The organism is Rhodococcus qingshengii JCM 15477 (assembly GCF_023221595.1).
GTDB lineage: Bacteria > Actinomycetota > Actinomycetes > Mycobacteriales > Mycobacteriaceae > Rhodococcus_F > Rhodococcus_F qingshengii.
The window spans coordinates 2,178,213-2,194,980 of sequence record NZ_CP096563.1; the positions used below are offsets into that span (position 1 = coordinate 2,178,213).

16 protein-coding genes are annotated in these 16,768 nt (G+C 62.8%); 7 read left to right on the forward strand and 9 right to left on the reverse strand.

Annotation, left to right across the window (positions count from 1 at the left end; genetic code table 11):
• Nucleotides 1-42: 42 nt before the first annotated feature.
• The 6 genes from M0639_RS09950 to yhjD are packed head-to-tail and all read left to right on the forward strand — an operon-like array spanning nucleotide 43 to nucleotide 5,319.
• Nucleotides 43-1,251 (forward strand): MFS transporter, encoded by a 1,209-nt coding sequence (locus M0639_RS09950; protein WP_371714359.1) that lies wholly within the window; start codon nucleotides 43-45, stop codon nucleotides 1,249-1,251.
• Nucleotides 1,252-1,287: 36 nt separating this feature from the next.
• Nucleotides 1,288-2,133 (forward strand): exodeoxyribonuclease III, encoded by an 846-nt coding sequence (locus tag M0639_RS09955; protein WP_080726638.1) that lies wholly within the window; start codon nucleotides 1,288-1,290, stop codon nucleotides 2,131-2,133.
• A 26-nt stretch (nucleotides 2,134-2,159) separates the two neighbouring features.
• Nucleotides 2,160-2,678, forward strand: coding sequence for a guanyl-specific ribonuclease (locus M0639_RS09960; RefSeq protein WP_054800923.1), 519 nt, complete (start codon nucleotides 2,160-2,162; stop codon nucleotides 2,676-2,678).
• Entirely contained in the window at nucleotides 2,678-3,172 is a 495-nt protein-coding gene (locus tag M0639_RS09965) for a barstar family protein (protein ID WP_064074919.1), read from the forward strand. Before M0639_RS09960 ends, M0639_RS09965 begins: the two co-directional genes overlap by 1 nt.
• Before the next feature lie 26 nt (nucleotides 3,173-3,198).
• Entirely contained in the window at nucleotides 3,199-4,233 is a 1,035-nt protein-coding gene (gene trpS, locus M0639_RS09970) for a tryptophan--tRNA ligase (RefSeq protein WP_003941025.1), read from the forward strand.
• Between the two features lie 51 nt (nucleotides 4,234-4,284).
• Nucleotides 4,285-5,319 (forward strand): inner membrane protein YhjD, encoded by a 1,035-nt coding sequence (gene yhjD / locus M0639_RS09975; protein WP_042449663.1) that lies wholly within the window; start codon nucleotides 4,285-4,287, stop codon nucleotides 5,317-5,319.
• Here yhjD and M0639_RS09980 read toward each other — a convergent pair.
• A complete protein-coding gene (locus M0639_RS09980) occupies nucleotides 5,316-6,626 on the reverse strand; it encodes a D-alanyl-D-alanine carboxypeptidase family protein (RefSeq protein ID WP_030535079.1) in 1,311 nt (436 codons plus the stop codon). The two genes, yhjD and M0639_RS09980, sit on opposite strands and share 4 nt — an antisense overlap.
• Nucleotides 6,627-6,824: 198 nt before the next feature.
• Here M0639_RS09980 and M0639_RS09985 point away from each other — a divergent pair, with 198 nt between their 5' ends.
• Nucleotides 6,825-7,397 carry a dihydrofolate reductase family protein gene (locus tag M0639_RS09985; protein WP_054800914.1) on the forward strand — a complete coding sequence of 191 codons (573 nt, stop codon included), beginning with the start codon at nucleotides 6,825-6,827 and terminating at the stop codon, nucleotides 7,395-7,397.
• 62 nt (nucleotides 7,398-7,459) lie between these two features.
• Here the strand turns inward: M0639_RS09985 and M0639_RS09990 are convergent, their stop codons facing one another.
• Genes M0639_RS09990 through iolC form a run of 8 tightly spaced genes read right to left on the reverse strand, consistent with a single transcriptional unit; the run spans nucleotide 7,460 to nucleotide 16,662 of the window.
• Nucleotides 7,460-8,965 (reverse strand): CoA-acylating methylmalonate-semialdehyde dehydrogenase, encoded by a 1,506-nt coding sequence (locus tag M0639_RS09990; protein WP_003941032.1) that lies wholly within the window; start codon nucleotides 8,963-8,965, stop codon nucleotides 7,460-7,462.
• Nucleotides 8,966-8,989: 24 nt separating this feature from the next.
• Complete coding sequence (locus tag M0639_RS09995) at nucleotides 8,990-9,874, reverse strand: sugar phosphate isomerase/epimerase family protein (protein WP_064074920.1); 885 nt, start codon at nucleotides 9,872-9,874, stop codon at nucleotides 8,990-8,992.
• Nucleotides 9,875-9,876: 2 nt separating this feature from the next.
• Nucleotides 9,877-10,917, reverse strand: a complete 1,041-nt coding sequence (locus M0639_RS10000) for a Gfo/Idh/MocA family protein (RefSeq protein WP_007727372.1) — start codon at nucleotides 10,915-10,917, stop codon at nucleotides 9,877-9,879.
• A 26-nt stretch (nucleotides 10,918-10,943) separates the two neighbouring features.
• The gene (locus tag M0639_RS10005; RefSeq protein ID WP_007727370.1) at nucleotides 10,944-11,849 is read right to left on the reverse strand and encodes a sugar phosphate isomerase/epimerase family protein; all 906 of its coding nucleotides are present in this window, start codon (nucleotides 11,847-11,849) and stop codon (nucleotides 10,944-10,946) included.
• A 52-nt stretch (nucleotides 11,850-11,901) separates the two neighbouring features.
• Nucleotides 11,902-13,857 carry a 3D-(3,5/4)-trihydroxycyclohexane-1,2-dione acylhydrolase (decyclizing) gene (gene iolD, locus M0639_RS10010; RefSeq protein ID WP_064074955.1) on the reverse strand — a complete coding sequence of 652 codons (1,956 nt, stop codon included), beginning with the start codon at nucleotides 13,855-13,857 and terminating at the stop codon, nucleotides 11,902-11,904.
• A gap of 14 nt (nucleotides 13,858-13,871) precedes the next feature.
• A complete protein-coding gene (iolB, locus tag M0639_RS10015) occupies nucleotides 13,872-14,744 on the reverse strand; it encodes a 5-deoxy-glucuronate isomerase (RefSeq protein ID WP_030535075.1) in 873 nt (290 codons plus the stop codon).
• A 21-nt stretch (nucleotides 14,745-14,765) separates the two neighbouring features.
• Nucleotides 14,766-15,665 (reverse strand): Cgl0159 family (beta/alpha)8-fold protein, encoded by a 900-nt coding sequence (locus tag M0639_RS10020; RefSeq protein WP_021332504.1) that lies wholly within the window; start codon nucleotides 15,663-15,665, stop codon nucleotides 14,766-14,768.
• Nucleotides 15,658-16,662: a 5-dehydro-2-deoxygluconokinase gene (gene iolC, locus M0639_RS10025; RefSeq protein WP_197486200.1), complete on the reverse strand. Its 1,005-nt coding sequence runs from the start codon at nucleotides 16,660-16,662 to the stop codon at nucleotides 15,658-15,660. The genes M0639_RS10020 and iolC overlap by 8 nt, the downstream gene beginning before the upstream one ends.
• Nucleotides 16,663-16,768 lie beyond the last annotated feature (106 nt).

A 16,768-nucleotide genomic window follows, 5' to 3' on the forward strand; every position in this document is an offset into this window, starting at 1 on the left:
CTCACTTGGAAGTTCAACCAGGTGTGAGACCACAATTGGTCAGTGACTTCGTCTACCCTCTCCCGTTCTGACACCTCGACACCCGGGGTTCGTTCCGCCAGAGGTCCGGCGATGCTCGCTCTCGCTCTCGGCGGTTTCGGTATCGGCACCACCGAGTTCGTCGCCATGGGGTTGCTCCCGGAAATGGCATCCGGACTCGGCGTCTCGGAACCCGTCGCGGGTCACGTGATCTCGGCGTACGCGCTCGGGGTTGTCGTCGGCGCTCCGCTGATCGCTGCACTCACCGCACGAGTACCGCGCCGCACCCTGTTGATCGCACTCATGGTCGCGTTCACCGTCGGCAATGCCGCCTCGGTTTTCGCGCCCTCGTACACGACGCTGATGATGGCCCGCTTCGTCGCCGGATTGCCGCACGGCGCGTATTTCGGAGTCGCCGCACTGGTCGCAGCTCACCTGGCCGAACCGGGAAAACGCGCGAAGGCCGTCGCTATGGTGATGATGGGTCTTTCCGTGGCCAACGTGATCGGTGTGCCGGTCGCGGCCTGGATCGGCCAGGCACTCGGCTGGCGCAGCGCCTTCGCCTTGGTTGCGGTGATCGGAGTGGCAACGGTTGCTTCGCTGTTCGTCTGGATTCCGCGGTTGGACGGTATGCCGGTGACGAATCCGATCACCGAACTCGGGGCACTGGGCCGCGTTCAGGTGTGGATGACCTTGATCGTGGGCATGGTCGGATTCGGCGGGATGTTTGCCGTCTACACCTACATCAGTACGACTCTCACCGACGTGTCCGGGCTTGGCGCTTCGTTCATTCCCCTCGCACTCATGCTGTACGGACTGGGTATGGTGGCCGGCAACTTCGTCGGTGGATACCTCGCGGATCGCGCACTGATGAAGGGCTTGTTCCTGTCGATGGGATCCCTCGTTGTGATCCTCGCGGTCTTCGTGATCGCCGTGCGCAATCCGTACACGGCACTGATCTTCGTCTTCCTCATCGGGCTCGCCGGGTCGTCGATGGTGCCTGGCCTCCAGACACGGTTGATGGATGTCGCCGAGGATGCTCAGACCTTGGCCGCGTCTCTCAATCACGCCGCACTCAACATCGCCAACGCCTTCGGAGCGTGGATCGGCGGCGTCGTCATCGCAGCCGGTTACGGGTACACCGCGCCGGCAGCGGTGGGGTCGTTGCTGGCCGTCGCGGGTCTCGTCGTGCTGGCGGTAGCGGTGATTCTGCAGCGTAGGGCCGCGCGCTGACCTGGGCGCCCATCCGCGTCGGTGGAATCGGCTACGGTGCTTGCCGTGCCACAAACTGCTGACTCCCACATTCTTGCGCCCCACACCATCACGTCCGTGAACGTCAACGGCGTTCGAGCAGCTGCCCGCAAGGGCATGCTCGACTGGCTGGAGAAGACGTCGGCGGATTTCATCTGCCTTCAGGAAACGCGTGCGTCGGACGATCAGCTTCGCGAGACTCTCGAACCAGCGCTCGGCAACGGATGGTTCCTCGTCTCCGCCGAGCCGTCCGCGAAGGGACGCAACGGAGTCGCGGTGCTCTCACGCACGGAACCTGACGCGGTGCGGATCGGTCACGGGGACGACGAGTTTCTCGACGCCGGTCGATACATCGAAGCCGACTTCGCGGATCTGACCGTCGCGAGCCTGTACCTGCCCTCCGGTGAGGCGCTCACGCCGAAGCAGGAGGAGAAGGAGCGGTTCATGGCGTCCTTCGCAGTTCACCTCGCTACCACCGCTGCGGCGGCCGAGGCTGCCGATCGTCACGTGGTGGTCAGCGGCGATTGGAACATCGCGCACACCGAACTCGACCTCAAGAACTGGAAGACCAACAAGAAGTCTTCGGGATTCCTCCCCGAGGAGCGCGCCTGGATGGATCTGCTGTTCGCCGAAGATTCCGCGTGGGTGGACGTCTTCCGCACCCTCCATCCGGGTGTCGACGGCCCGTACTCGTGGTGGTCGTACCGCGGAAAGGCATTCGACAACGATTCGGGTTGGCGTATCGATTACCAGGTTGCCACTCGCGGATACGCCGAGCGGGCCAAGGTCGCGCTCGTGGAACGCGCTGAGTCCTACGACCTCCGTTGGTCGGATCATGCGCCTGTCACCGTCTCGTACCGATAGAGACGCGTATGTCTGAAGGTCTGAAAATGCCGAGCGCAAAGACGCGCAACGCCATCATCACCGTCGTGGTGGCGGTGGTTGCGCTCGTACTGGCGGTCACCCTTTCTTCACGTGACTCCGACAGTTCGGCGTCGTCGGGTACGAAGTCCTCGAGCGTTCAGTCCTCGAGTGTTCAAGCCAAGCCCGGCGCCACCACCAAGGCTGCGCCGTCGAGTTCCGCGCCCTCGAATTCCGCTGCCAAGCCAACGCAGCAGACAAGCACCGATGCGCCGGCGCGAGTGCTCGCCACGCTGGTCGAGATCGACGCCGGGAGGTGGCCGGATTCCGCCAATGCGCCGGGCACCAAGGGCGGCATCACCTTCCGCAACAGCGAAGGCCGCCTACCCGCTGTCGGTGCCGGTGGCGGACGTGTCGTCTATCAGGAATGGGACGTGAACCCGAAGAAGAACGGCCAAGGACGCGACGCCGAGCGAATCGTCACCGGCAACGACGGTTCGGCGTGGTACACCCTCGATCACTACGACACGTTTGTGAGGATTCGCTGATGTCCGACTCGTCTACGGTCAGCGTGGCGCAGTGGCTGGATCCGTCTTCGGATGTGGCTTCGGTGGCCCTGCAGAGCGACCCGGCCGTCGCAGATGATCTTGCACGTGAACTCCGTGGCGAGAATTTCGTCGTTCGGGTGGTTCGCGGCGAGAACATGCGGACAACGGCGCAGGTCTTCGACGAGTTTGCGGCAGCCTTCCAGTTTCCGTCCCACTTCGGGCGAAACAAAGACGCTTTCGACGATGTCATGCGCGATCTCGACGACGTCCTCGGACTCGGCGCCGGATATGTAGTTGTGGTCCGAGGTGCGGGTTCTCTACTGTCCGAGCAACAGGATCAGTTGGAGTGGTTCCGCGAAACGATGGACTTCTACGCCGAAGAATGGGAACCCGTCGTTTTCCGGACCGTCTACCAGTTCGGTGCGGAGGACCTCACCGCCCACGGTGAAGACCTCGTCGAACTCGACTACCCGGGCACCACGCCACTGCACTGATTTCCACTCGTGAAAAGATCGGAACCATGTCGACCCCTGCAGAACAGAAGCCCACCGCAAAGCCTCGCGTGCTTTCCGGAATCCAGCCGACGTCGGATTCTTTCCACCTCGGCAACTACCTGGGTGCGCTGCAGCAGTGGGTTCCGTTGCAGGACGATTTCGACGCTTTCTACTTCATTCCGGATCTTCACGCCATCACGGTGACGCAGGACCCGAAGGAATTGCGTCGTCGCACCAAGGTTGCGGTCGCTCAGCTCCTTGCGGTGGGGATCGATCCGGATCGGGCGACGCTGTTCGTGCAGAGTCAGGTTCCCGAGCACGCACAGTTGGCGTGGGTCCTGAACTGCATCACCGGTTTCGGTGAAGCCAGCCGTATGACGCAGTTCAAGGACAAGTCCGCCAAGCAAGGCAGCGACAACGCCAGTGTCGGTTTGTTCACGTATCCGGTTCTGATGGCCGCGGACATCCTTCTGTACCGCCCGCAGCGAGTTCCGGTGGGTGAGGATCAGCGTCAGCACCTCGAACTCGCACGCGATCTGGCCGGCCGGTTCAACACCCGCTACGGCAAGGCGTTCGTCGTTCCCGAGCCGCAGATCATCAAGGGCACGGCAAAGATCTACGACCTGCAGGATCCGACCGCCAAGATGAGCAAGTCCGCCGCCAGTGCGGCCGGACTGATCAATCTGCTCGACGATCCGAAGGTGTCGGCAAAGAAGATCAAGTCGGCCGTCACCGACAACGAGCGCGAGATTCGTTTCGACCCGCAGGCCAAGCCGGGCGTCAGCAATCTGCTCACCATTCAGTCGGCTCTCTCGGGAGTACCGATCGAGACTCTGGTGGCCGGTTACGAGGGCAAGGGGTACGGCGACCTCAAGACCGATACCGCTGACGTGCTGACCGAGTTCGTCACCCCACTCAAGGCGAAGGTCGACGGTTACCTTGCCGACGAGGCAGAGCTGGATCGCATCATCGCGGCTGGAGCGCACCGCGCCCGTGAGGTGTCTTCACGCACTCTCGCCGCTGTCTATGACAAGGTCGGATTCCTGGCACCGAAGGGCTGACTTACGCGAATTCGGACTCACGACGCCTGACCGAACATGAGGGGGACGGCAATGGCTGACACGGACGACGACGCACCGAGCTTCCTCGAGAAGCAACGGGCAGCGCGACCCTGGCTCGATCATCTGGTTCGCGCGGCCGGACGGTTTCAAGAGCAAAAAGGCGACTATTACGCTGCTGGTATCACGTACTTCAGCGTTCTCGCGTTGATTCCGATCATGATGGTCGCGTTTGCAGTGGCCGGTTTCGTATTGGCCGGGCATCCCGAGTACCTGGAGTCGATTCAGGAGCAGATCACCAAGAGCATTCCGGGCAGCTTGGGTGACACCATCAACACGCTGATCGATTCGGCCATCGACTCGCGCGCGAGCGTCGGAATCTTCGGCCTCCTGGGTGCTGCGTACGCGGGTCTCGGTTGGATGGCAAACGTTCGAGACGCGCTGACGGCGATGTGGGAGAGCAAGCGCGAGCCGAAGGGTTTCGTACGTACCAAACTTGGTGACGCAGGGGCCCTCGTCGGTCTGGCTCTCGCCATGGTCGTCTCACTGGGAATGTCGGCGCTGAGCAGTGGGCCGGTTGCGACTCAGATCGTGAAATGGCTCAACCTCGAGAACATCACCGGTGTCGGCGTGGGGCTCAGAGTTGCTTCACTGTTGCTCTCACTCCTGGCGACGTGGGCGGTGTTCCTGTGGGTGATCGCCCGGCTGCCGCGCGAGCCTGTCACGCTGCGTAGCGCTGCGCAGGCAGCGGTTATCGCCGCGATTGTGTTCGAGATCTTCAAGCAGGTGGGTGCGATCTACCTCGCTGCCGTCACCAACGGACCAGCGGGCGTGGCATTCGGTCCGATCATCGGTTTGCTCGTGTTCGTGTTCACGGCGTCAAGGATGCTGCTGTTCTGCACGGCGTGGGCGGCGACGACCAAGGAAAGTATGGCCCTGGCGTTCGTTCCGCCGCCGGATCCCGCAGTGATCTCGCCGCGAATCGTTGTCAGTGACGGTGCTTCACCGTCTCGCGTGGCTGCGCTGATCGCCACGGGTGCGGTTGCCGGCCTGGGTCTTTCGGGCTTCATGCGTCGTCGGCCGCGCTAGCGCCTCCGACGGTTGAGGGCAACGGCTCCCGCCACCAGCGCGATCACCACTACTCCACCGACAGCACCGATGAGTATGCGGTCAGTGGTGTCGGATTCGGCGTCGGTAGCGGTGGGTGCAGCCGAGATCGAGCCTGGTGCAGCGGCAGACGGTGTGCGAGTGACATCGGGCGAGGCATCGTCGGTGGATCGGTCCGTCAACGAGCCGACGGTTGTGCTCGCGGGGAGTGCATATCCGTAGTCGAGTAGACGGGCAGCTTGTTCCCACGGACGGATCGGCTTGGCTTCGCCGCCCATCAATGTCACCAGTAGTTTCCGGCCGTTACGCTCCGCGCCACCCACATACGTGTGGCGGGCGTCGTCGGTGAAGCCGGTCTTGCCGCCCAATGCGCCGTCGTAGTTGTAGAGCAGTTGATTGTCGTTGGCGAGAGTGAATCCGGGGCGGTCCTGATCGTCGGGAATCGTCGGATCTTTGGGGAAGCCGGGAAATTCGACGGTCTCGGTATGGATCAGACCGGCAAACGTCGGATTCTGCAGGGCGGTATGGAAAATCACGGCCAGGTCGTACGGCGAGCTGCTCATCCCCGGGCCGTCGAGTCCGGATGGAGTTGCCGTGCGGGTGTCGAGGGCGCCGAGTTCGGCCGCGAGCGCGTTCATTTTCGACACGGCTGCAGCGTCACCGCCGAGTTGGCGGGCAAGAGCGTGCGCGGCATCATTTCCCGATGCCATGACCAGGCCCTGCATCAGTTGCCGGTTGGTGTACTTGCCGCCCTTGCCGATGCCGACAGCGCTACCTTCAGCGTCCGCGTCTTCGGCCGTTGCGGTGATTTCGGTGTCGAGATCGAGTTCGTCGAGCGCGACAAGAGCCAAGAGCATCTTGATGGTGCTGGCCGGTCGGTAGCGACCGTGCGGATCTTTCGCGGCGAGGACCTCACCGGTTTCGGCGTCCGCGAGTACCCATCCGGATGCCGCGATATCCGCCGGGAGCGGGGGAGCGCCGTCAGGGAGTACAACACCGCACTCGCCGAGCTTGTCTCCACCGACAGGGCTTTCCGGAATCGGGACAGCAGTCGGGGCCGTAGATCCGGGCGCGGGTGCTTCGGAGAGATCGATCGCCGGTGCCGGGCTACTCGTGAAAGGGCAGCTGTCGGTGTTGGGTGTTGTGAACGGCGCTTCGGTGGTGGTGGGCGGCGGCGGGGCCGGTTGGGCGCCGGCCACTCCCGAGGTCCCTACGACACCGGTAAACGCAATGCTCCCTGAGAGCACTGTTCCGGCTACTGCCACTGCACACTTTCGACGCCACATCATCGATATACGAGGGTATGCGAACCTGAGGGAACGTCCGAATCGCCACGCAAGCAGAGGGATCGAAAACAGGCGATTCGGTTTGTACATCGGTCATAGTGGACGATCGCCGCCGATGAGTTCCACCACCACGCAGAGTCTGTAACAGTGGGGTAGTCGGCTACTCGAATGGCGCACACGCACTGACGACAGGGGATCGGTATGGGCAAGATCGTGGTGACAGAATTCGTGTCCTTGGACATGGTGATGGAAGCTCCCGGTGGCGAACCGGGTTATGCGCACACTGGATGGGTCTTTCCGTACCAGGAGGGCGATCAGATGAAGTTCAAACTCGACGAAACCCTCGCCGCGGACGTCCTTCTGCTCGGGCGGCGGACCTACGAGAGCTTCGCCGGTGCCTGGCCCGAGCGCGAGGACGACCAAGGCTTTGCGGACAAGATGAACGAGATGCCCAAGTACGTCGTCACGAGTTCGACCGAACCGCTCGAATGGAACAACTCGACGGCGCTCGACGGTCCCATCGAGGAATCTGTCCCGAAGCTCAAGGAGCAGATCGACGGCGAGATCTTGGTCGCGGGAAGTCGGACGCTCGTCCACGCGTTGTTGCTGGCCGGTCTGGTCGACGAGCTTCGTCTGATGGTCTTCCCGGTCATTCTCGGGTCCGGCGGGAGAGTGTTCCCCGAATCGGCCGACAAGATCGTCCTCGAGTTGAAGGACGATCGTCGGTACGAATCCGGAGTTCAGGTACTGACGTACCACCCCACGGTCGCGTAGACCTCTCGAAAACATCTGTGGCCGAGACTCTTCGAGAGGCTCGGCCACGGATGTCTTGTCGGCTAACTGTTTTCGGGGAAGCCGAGGTTGATGCCGCCGTGGCTGGGGTCGAGCCAGCGACTGGTGACGGCTTTACCTCGCGTGAAGAAATGAACACCTTCTGTCCCGTGAGCGTGGGTGTCACCGAAGAGGCTGTTCTTCCAGCCGCCGAAGCTGTAGTAGGCCATGGGAACCGGGATGGGGACGTTGATGCCGATCATGCCGACCTCCACCTCGTTCTGGAAGCGTCGGGCAGCGCCGCCGTCGTTGGTGAAGATGGCGGTGCCGTTTCCGTACGGGTTGTTGTTGATCAGTTCGAGGGCTTGGTCGTAGGTATCGACACGCACGACGGAGAGGACAGGTCCGAAGATTTCGTCGGTGTAGATCGACATGTCGGTGGTGACGTGGTCGATGAGGGTGGGCCCGAGCCAGAAGCCGTCCGGTCCACCGTCGGCCTGAACTGTGCGTCCGTCGACCACGATGGTGGCGCCGTCCTTCTCCCCGGCATCGACATAGGACGCGACCTTGTCGCGATGGGCCTTGGTGACGAGCGGACCCATGTCGGAGTTCTTGGTGCCGTCACCGGTGACGAGGGGAGTGGTGCGTTCGACGATCTTGGCGACCAGTTCGTCGGCGATGTCGCCGACTGCAACCAGGGCGGAGATCGCCATGCATCGTTCGCCCGCGGAGCCGAATCCCGCGTTGACCATTGCGTCGGCGGCGAGGTCGAGGTCGGCGTCCGGCAGAACGATGGCGTGGTTCTTGGCGCCGCCGAGTGCTTGCACGCGTTTGCCGTTGGCGGTGCCGGTGGCATAGACGTACTGGGCGATGGGGGTGGATCCGACAAACGAAATCGCTTTGACTGCTTTGTTTTCCAGAAGTTCGTCGACGGCGAGCTTGTCACCTTGGAGGACGTTGAAGACGCCGGGGGGCAGACCGGCTTCGGCCCAGAGTTCGGCGAGCCAGATCGCCGCGGTGGGGTCCTTCTCCGAGGGCTTGAGAATCACGGTGTTCCCGGCGGCGATGGCGACCGGGAAGAACCACATGGGGACCATCGCGGGAAAGTTGAAGGGCGAGATGATGCCGACGGGGCCGAGGGGTTGGCGGATGGAGTAGACGTCGACCTTGGTCGATGCATTCTCGGTGTATCCGCCCTTGAGGAGATGCGGTATTCCGCAAGCGAATTCGACAACTTCCTGCCCGCGGCTGATTTCGCCGAGGGCGTCGGAGAGAACCTTGCCGTGCTCGGCTGTGATGATCTCGGCGAGTTCACCTTTTCGAGCATTGAGGAGTTCGCGGAAGCTAAACAGTACCTGTGTGCGCCGGGCCAGTGAGGTGTCACGCCAGGCGGGGAAGGCTGCGGCAGCCGCGTCGATGACAGCGCGGGCGTCCTCGAGGTTCGCCAGGGCCAGTCGGCCGGTGATCTGTCCGGTGGCGGGGTTGGTGACGGTGGCGGTGTCCTCGGACGTTCCGGCGAACGGCTTGCCGTCCAGCCAGTGCGCGATGACGCGAGTATCAGTGCTGGTCATGGTATTTCCTAGTGGTCTGGTGACTCAGGAGTTCGGGGAGGTGTACTTGGCGACGTAGTCGTTCATCGTCTCGCGCTGGTACCGGGAAACCTCGTGCGCGTTTTCGTTCTCGGCGAAGACGCTCGACACCATCACGGTGTTCTCACGTTCGTGGAAGCCGAGTTTGCCGAGACCGCCGAAGAATTCGTCCCAGTTGACGTCTCCGTCACCGATTTTGAGATGCTGATGCACTCGAACGGCATTGCCTGGCGGGTTGGTGATGTAGCGCAGTCCGTGGGAACGGTGATGATCCATGGTGTCCGCCACGTGAACGAGTCGGACCATGTCGCCGGCGGCCTCCATGATGGCGGGAAGGTCCCCACCCATGTGGAATTGGTGGCACGCCACGATCACCATGCCGAGGTTCTTGGAGTTCACACCACGGATCGTGCGGATCGCGGCTAGTCCGTCTTCGACAAAATCGTCCGGGTGGGGGTCGATCAGGACGTCGATTCCCTCGCGTTCGATGATCGGAACCAGTTCCTCCATCGAACGATAGAACGCACGCTCGGACTCTTCGGCCTTTTCGGGGCGGCCGGAGAATTCGGTGTTCATGACGTTGACACCGAGATCGACCGTGATCTGGATGGCCCGCTTCCAGTAGCGCACGGCTGCTTCGCGAGCGTCCTCGTCCGGGCCGGACCACCGAAGGACCGGGAGCACCGACGCGATGCCGACTCCCGCACTCGCGCAGGCCTTCCGGAACTCGGTGACGAGCGCGTCGTCGGCTTTCGGGTGATTGAAGAACGGGATCATGTCGACGTGCGGTGTGAGCTGCAGGTACTCGTACCCGAGATCGGCAACAACTCGGGGTAGCTCGAGTAGTGAGTAATCGTGATGGAAAGGTGTGGGGTCGAGTGCGACCTTCATCGCTAAGCTCCGGCCACAGAGTCGCGCGCAACCATGTCCACGACGACGCGCTGACCCGTCTCCAGAGACTTCACACCGGCGGCGCAGACAGCGGCCGCGGCGTACCCGTCCCAAGCACCTGGTCCGTCGATGTAGTTGCCGGTGCCGGCGCCCGTCTTCACTGCCTTGATCCACCGGGCGAACTCGGTGTCGTAGGCCTGCCCGAAGCGTTCGCGGAATCCTGGGGTGATCTGCCCACCCCAGTTGCCGGGCTTGGTCTTTCGGATCAGTCCCACGTCGAGTCCGATCATCGCGCTTCCGAGTTCGCCGACAACTTCGGTGCGCACCTCGTAGGCAACTCCGGTGGTGACAAACACCTCGGCGTCGACGTGTCTGCCGGACTCGGTCTCGAATATCGCGATCTGTGGGTCTTGAATGCCCTCGGGAGCAAGCGAATTCGCGGCCGGTCGGATGATCTGCACCGAGGTGATCTCTTCGTCGAGCAGGAATCGTGTCACGTCGACCTCGTGGACGAGTGAGTCCTTGACGATCATCGCACTGTCGAAGCCGTTCGGAACCGCAGGATTGCGGTGAGCGCAGTGCACAACGAGAGGGCGACCGAGATCGCCGCTGTCGATCAAATCCTTGAGCTGGGTGTATTCGTGGTCGAACCGGCGCATGAAACCAACCTGGATCAGTCTTTTTCCCAGCGCTGCTTCGGCTTTGACGATCGTGAGCGAACTGTCCGCGTCGGTGGTCAGCGGCTTTTCGCAGAGAACAGGCTTGCCCGCTTCGAGGCAGGCAAGAACCTGCTTCTCATGGGTCGGGCCCGGGGTTGCGAGAACAACGGCGTCGACGTCCTCGGCTGCGATGGCATCGAACGGATCGACGACGACGCGCGCCCCTGGCGTCAGTGCTGCGATTTCCTCGGCGCGGGCGAGAGAGTAGTCGTTGACGACGGTGACGCGGGCACCGCCGATTTTGTTGGTGATGCGGTCGACGTGATCGGCCCCCATGATGCCGACGCCGAGCACTGCGATCCGGAGATCCTGGTTGTCAGACATGCGGTGGTACTCCTCGATTGTGTTGCTCAGTTGAAACGGACGGCGGGGACGCCACAGGTGGACAGGTATTTCTGAGTGCGCGCTGCGATGGGCAGCGGTGTGTCGGGATGGCAGGGATACATGTCCTGCTCGACGATCGCGAACACGTCGATGCCGAGCTTCTCGATGGCCTCCAGAAGCGGCGGCATGTCGGGGATTCCGCGCGGCGGTTCGATCATGGCACCGAGTTTGACGGCCTCACCGAACGGCAGGTCCTCCGCCTCAACCTTGGCGACTATCGCCGGATCCACCTGTTTGAGGTGTAGGTACCCGATGCGCTCCGGATGTTTGTTGATAATTGCGAGATTGTCGCCGCCGCAGTAGCTGATGTGGCCGGTGTCGAGACACAGATTCACGAAACGCTCGTCGGTCCCTTCGAGGAACTTGTAGACGTTGTCTTCGATGTCGACGTGACTGTCGGCATGAGGATGGTACTGCGCCATGACGCCGTACTCCTCGAGCATTGCCTTCCCGAGAGCGTTCATGCCGTCGGTTTTCTTACGCCACTGCTCGGGCGTCAGATTGCGGTCTTCGAGTACCGCTCCGGTGGAAGGGTCGCGCCACATCTCAGGGATGACCACCACGTGCTTGCCGCCGACGGCTGCGGTCAACTTGGCGACGTCCTTGATCTGATTCCAGACGGCATCCCAGGAATCGTCCTGGTGCAGGTGTTCGAAAACGGTACCGGCCGAAAGCTTCAGGCCGCGGGCGCCGAGTTCGTCCGTCAACTTGGCTGGATCGGTCGGAAGGTATCCGAACGGGCCGAGTTCGATCCATTCGTATCCCGACGCGGATACCTCGTCGAGGAATCGTGTGTAAGGGGTCTGCTGTGGATCGTCCGGAAACCACACGCCCCAGGAGTCGGGGGCTGATCCGACGCGAATTGCGCTCATGTCTAGATTCCTTTCGCGGGCAAGCTTTATGGGGTGTGGTTGTGCGGAATTTTCATTCGGATGGACGGAGGTACGGTCGCTGGATCTTCTTCCAGGACTCGTAAGTTGTCCGTGCCTTCTTGGTGGACTCCAGTTCGGAGGTGGCCGATACCGGTACATCCCACCAGGATTCGCTGTCCGGGGCGCCGATCAGCGGATCGGTTTCGACGTGGATGACGGTGCTGGTGTCGCTTGCTTTGGCAACCTTGATCGCGTCGGCGAACTCGGCAGCGGTGTTGGCGCGGATGACGTCGACACCGAGGCTGGCAGCGTTCGCGGCCAGATCGACCGGGAGAACCCCTCCGTCGAGACGTCCGTCATTCGAGCGGTAGCGGTACTGCGTGCCGAAGCGCTGGGAACCCAGCGACTCGGACAGTGAACCGATGGAGGCAAATCCGTGATTCTGCACCAGGACGACGATGACCTTGAGGCGTTCCTGTACGGCGGTGACCAATTCGGTGGCCATCATCAGATAGGAACCGTCTCCGACCATCACGAACACGTCGCGATCGGGGCACGCCATGCGGACGCCTAGACCGCCGGCAACTTCGTATCCCATGCACGAGTACCCGTATTCGACGTGATACCCCTTGGAATCACGGGTTCGCCACAGCTTGTGGAGGTCACCCGGCATGGACCCGGCAGCGCACACCACGACGTCACGTGGATCGGACAGTGTGTTGACCAGGCCGATCACCTGATTCTGATTCAGTGACCCGTCGGCAGCGGGTTCGGCTGGGTTGTAGACGGATTCGACGATCGCATCCCAATCGCGAGCGAGGTCACCGATCCTGGACGCGTATTCGTCGTCCACCCGGTAGTCGTTCAGTGCAAGTGCCAGCGCGTCGAGTGCCTCACGTGCGTCGGCGACAACGCTGACTCCGCCCTGCTTCACGGAGTCCAGTGATGCGACGTTGATGTTGACGAAGCGAACGTCGGGATTGGTGAACGCGGTGCGGGACGCGCTCGTGAAATCGCTGTACCGCGTGCCGATACCGATGACGACGTCAGCCTCGGTGGCCAGTGCGTTTGCAGCCGTAGTGCCGGTGGACCCCACCGCCCCGACGGATTGTGGATGGTCGTAGACCAATGAACCCTTCCCCGCCTGGCTCTGCCCCACGGGGATTCCGGTTTGCGCACAGAACGCTGATAGAGAGTCGCTGGCCTGGCTGTAGATCACGCCGCCGCCGGCGACGATCAGTGGCTTGCGAGCCGAGCGGATGATCGCGGCGGCGCGTTCGATCACCGATCGTTCGGGGAGCGGGCGGGCCACGTGCCAGACTCGCTCGGCGAAGAAGGACTCGGGCCAGTCGAAAGCCTCGGCCTGCACGTCCTGCGGGATGGCGATGGTGACTGCGCCGGTCTCGACGGGATCAGTGAGAACGCGCATCCCGGCGAGCAGAGCGCTCGGCAACTGCTCCGGGCGCCATACCCGATCGAAGTATCGTGAGACCGGTTTGAAAGCGTCGTTGACTGTGACGTCGCCGCTCGACGGGAGTTCGAGTTCCTGTAAGACGGGGGCGCTGGCGCGGGTCGCGAAAGTGTCTGCGGGAAGGAGTAATACAGGTAGACGATTGATGGTGGCCAGTGCCGCGCCGGTGATCATATTGGTGGCACCGGGGCCGACGCTGGACGAGACCGCCCACGTCTGCAGGCGGTCCTTCATGCGGGCGTGCGCGACAGCCGAGTGCACCATCGCCTGTTCATTGCGGCCGAGCACGTAGGGGAGTGTCGGCTCACGGCCGGCGTCGAGATCCTGGATCTCGGCCTGCAAGAGTGCCTGCCCCAGTCCGGCGACGTTGCCGTGCCCGAAGATTCCGAAGCAGCCGGCGAACAGCTTGGTGCGCTGGCCGTCGCGTTCGGTGTACTGGTTGGCGAGGAAGCGGACGACAGCTTGAGAAACGGTGAGGTATACGGTCGGCTCGTCGCGAGGTGGACGATTGCCGGTTGCGTTATTGGTGGGTGCCACAGCTTTCACTTCCGTCAGTTGTGGGACTGCAACGGCAGTCGAGGGTCGATGTCCTGGTGATCCCAGCTTCCACGTAGCCAGGTGTGTTGCGGATCGTCACAGATGTTCCACGCCCGGATCTCGCCCGAACCTGCCATGACATTGAGGTAGTACATGTGGTGGCCCGGCGCTGCGATGGACGGGCCGTGATAGCCGTGCGGCACGAGAACGACGTCGCCCGAGCGGACTTCCTCGAGCACTTCGATAGGTCTCTCGGCGGTTCCGTACACGCGGTGGTAGCCGAAACCTTCGGTCCCGGTGGGGCTTCTGTCGATCTCGAAGTAGTAGATCTCTTCCAGGGCCGATTCGACGTCGCTGTTCTCGTCGTGCTTGTGGCTGGGATACGACGACCAGTTCCCGCCGGGGGTGATGACCTCACACGCGATGATGGAGTCGGCCTCGAAGGTGTCTGCGGTGGCGAAGTTGTGAACCTGTCGGCTGCAGTTCCCGGCACCGCGGAGCTCGACCGCAACTCCTGATGCGGGACCGTATCGATGGGGGAGCTTTGCGCCGGCGCGTGCTCCGCACAGAGCGAAGCGGCCCCCGTCAGCGCTGCTGACCGAGTAGTCGGCGTCGCGACCGACGTACGCGAAATCGCTCGGGCCGTCGAAAACCGATGCGCGGCCAGTGAGGGGAATCTCCGTCCCCTCGGCAACAACCACGGCCGAACCCGCCAGTGGAACGACGATGATCTCGTTATCGCCGGACTGCAGGTGGACGTCAGCGCCAGGGGCGAGTTCGAGTGTCCACAAGCTGGATTCGGTCCACCCGGCGGACTCCGGCGTGACCACTGTCGTGAAATCACCGTCGGCGGACGATCCGGCGGGGACGTAGTACTTGCTGAACATCTTGCTCCTGCCAGGTCGCTTCTAGTGGACGAGCTTGACTGCGGTGTCGACGGCCGCGGTGACGTCGCCGTCGGGTGGGTAGAGCAGCGCGCGTCCGACGATCAGTCCGCGCACGGACGGCAGCTGAAGTGCAGCGTCCCACTTTGCGTACGTTTCTTCCGGCGCGATCTGCGGATCGCCGCCCAACAGGAGCGTCGGGAGGGTGGTCGCATCCATGACGCGTTCCATCTCGTCGACGACCGGCAGTTTCATCCACGTGTACGCCGAGGTGGAGCCGAGACCTTGGGAGATGTGGATGGATTTGATGACGGCGTCAGGGCTGAGATCGTTGACCACCTTGCCGTTTACGCGACTGGAGAGAAACGGCTCGAGCATCGCGATCAGTCCGGCCGCGGCCAGTTCGTCCACGGCTTCGGCACATGCCGTCATGGTGGGCAGTGTGCCCGCGTCGTCGAGTGCGATGCGTAGCAGCATCTTTCCGCCGTTCATTCCGAACTTCGCGGTGCCCGCCGCGGTGTATCCCGTCATGCGGTCGTCGAGTTCGAAGCTTGCGCCTGCCAGGCCGCCGCGGTTCATCGACGAGAAGACGACCTTGTCGTCGAGGGCGCCGAGGAGGAGCAGATCGTCGAGAATGTCCGCGGTGCCGAGAACGCCGTCGACTCCGGGGTTGTCGAGCGCAGTGCGTAATCTGTCGAGCAGATCTGTACGACTGTTCATCGCTGTCGGCTTGCCACCGACAGACAGTGCCCCACGGGCCGGGTGATCGGCAGCGACGATCATCAGTCGACCATTGCCTCGAACAGTGGCGCGAGGAGTTCGCGCTGCCCAGGCCTTTTCGATGATCTGCGGATCGCTCGCACGCAGTTCCGTCACTTCGGCGTAGGTGGTGGCGAGGGGGCGGGCGGCGAGCTTGTCAGACATTGACTGCCTCCGTGGCTGTGGCTTCGGCGAGATCGTGGACTTCTTCGGCGGTCGGCATCGCAGTGGAGCATTCGAGCCGAGCTGCGACTATCGCGCCGGCCGCGTTGGCGTACCGCAGTACCTTCTCCAGCGGCCACCCGGCCAACAGTCCGTGGCACAGTGATCCGCCGAAGCTGTCGCCTGCTCCCAGCCCGTTGACCACGTCGACGGCGTTGGGCGGCACGGTGATCGACTGCTTTCGCGTTTTGCCGAGTACGCCCTTCGGGCCCTGCTTCACGATGGCCAGTTCGACGCCGAGGTCGAGAAGCGCGTCGGCGGCCTTGTTCGGATTGGTCTCACCGACCGCGATCTCGCACTCTTCGCGGTTTCCGACGGCTACTGTCACGTGCGCCAGAGCGCGCTGCACCTGAGTGGTTGCTTCCTGGGGCGTCGACCAGAACATCGGGCGGTAGTCCAGATCGAGGACCGTCAGCGGGCGTCGTTCGCGGGCTTCCCAGGCCGCGAAGTGTGCACTGCGACTCGGTTCTTCGGACAGCCCCGTCACAGTCGACCAGTAGAGGGACGCTGTTCGAACGGCGTCGAGGTCGATGTCTTCCGGGGTGATCCGAAGATCGGGCGCATGCGGCTTGCGGTAGAAGTACAGCGGAAAGTCGTCAGGAGGGAAGATCTCGCAGAACGTCACCGGTGTCGGGTACTCGGAATTGGTGACGACAAACCTGTTGTCGACGCCCAGACGTGCCAACTCGCGTGTGACGAACTTCCCGAAAGGATCGCTGCCTACGCCGGAGATCAGTGCTGCTCGCCGACCGAGGCGCGCGGCCGCCACCGAGACATTGGCTGCGCTGCCGCCGAGGAACTTGCCGAACGTCTCGACGTCCTCGAGTCCGACACCGGTCTGAAGTGGGTAGATGTCCACACCCGATCGGCCGATGGCAAGCACGTCGAAGGGTGTGTCAGGGATGTGTGACCCGCTCTGGTGAGTGTTGATGCTTGTCAAAACTGACTCCCGAGAGTTCGTGGTGGGTTGCCCACGCAGGGCACCGATGTATGACTGAAACTGTGCGCCGCGACACAGCGATTGTCAATAGTTTGTCTGGACATTA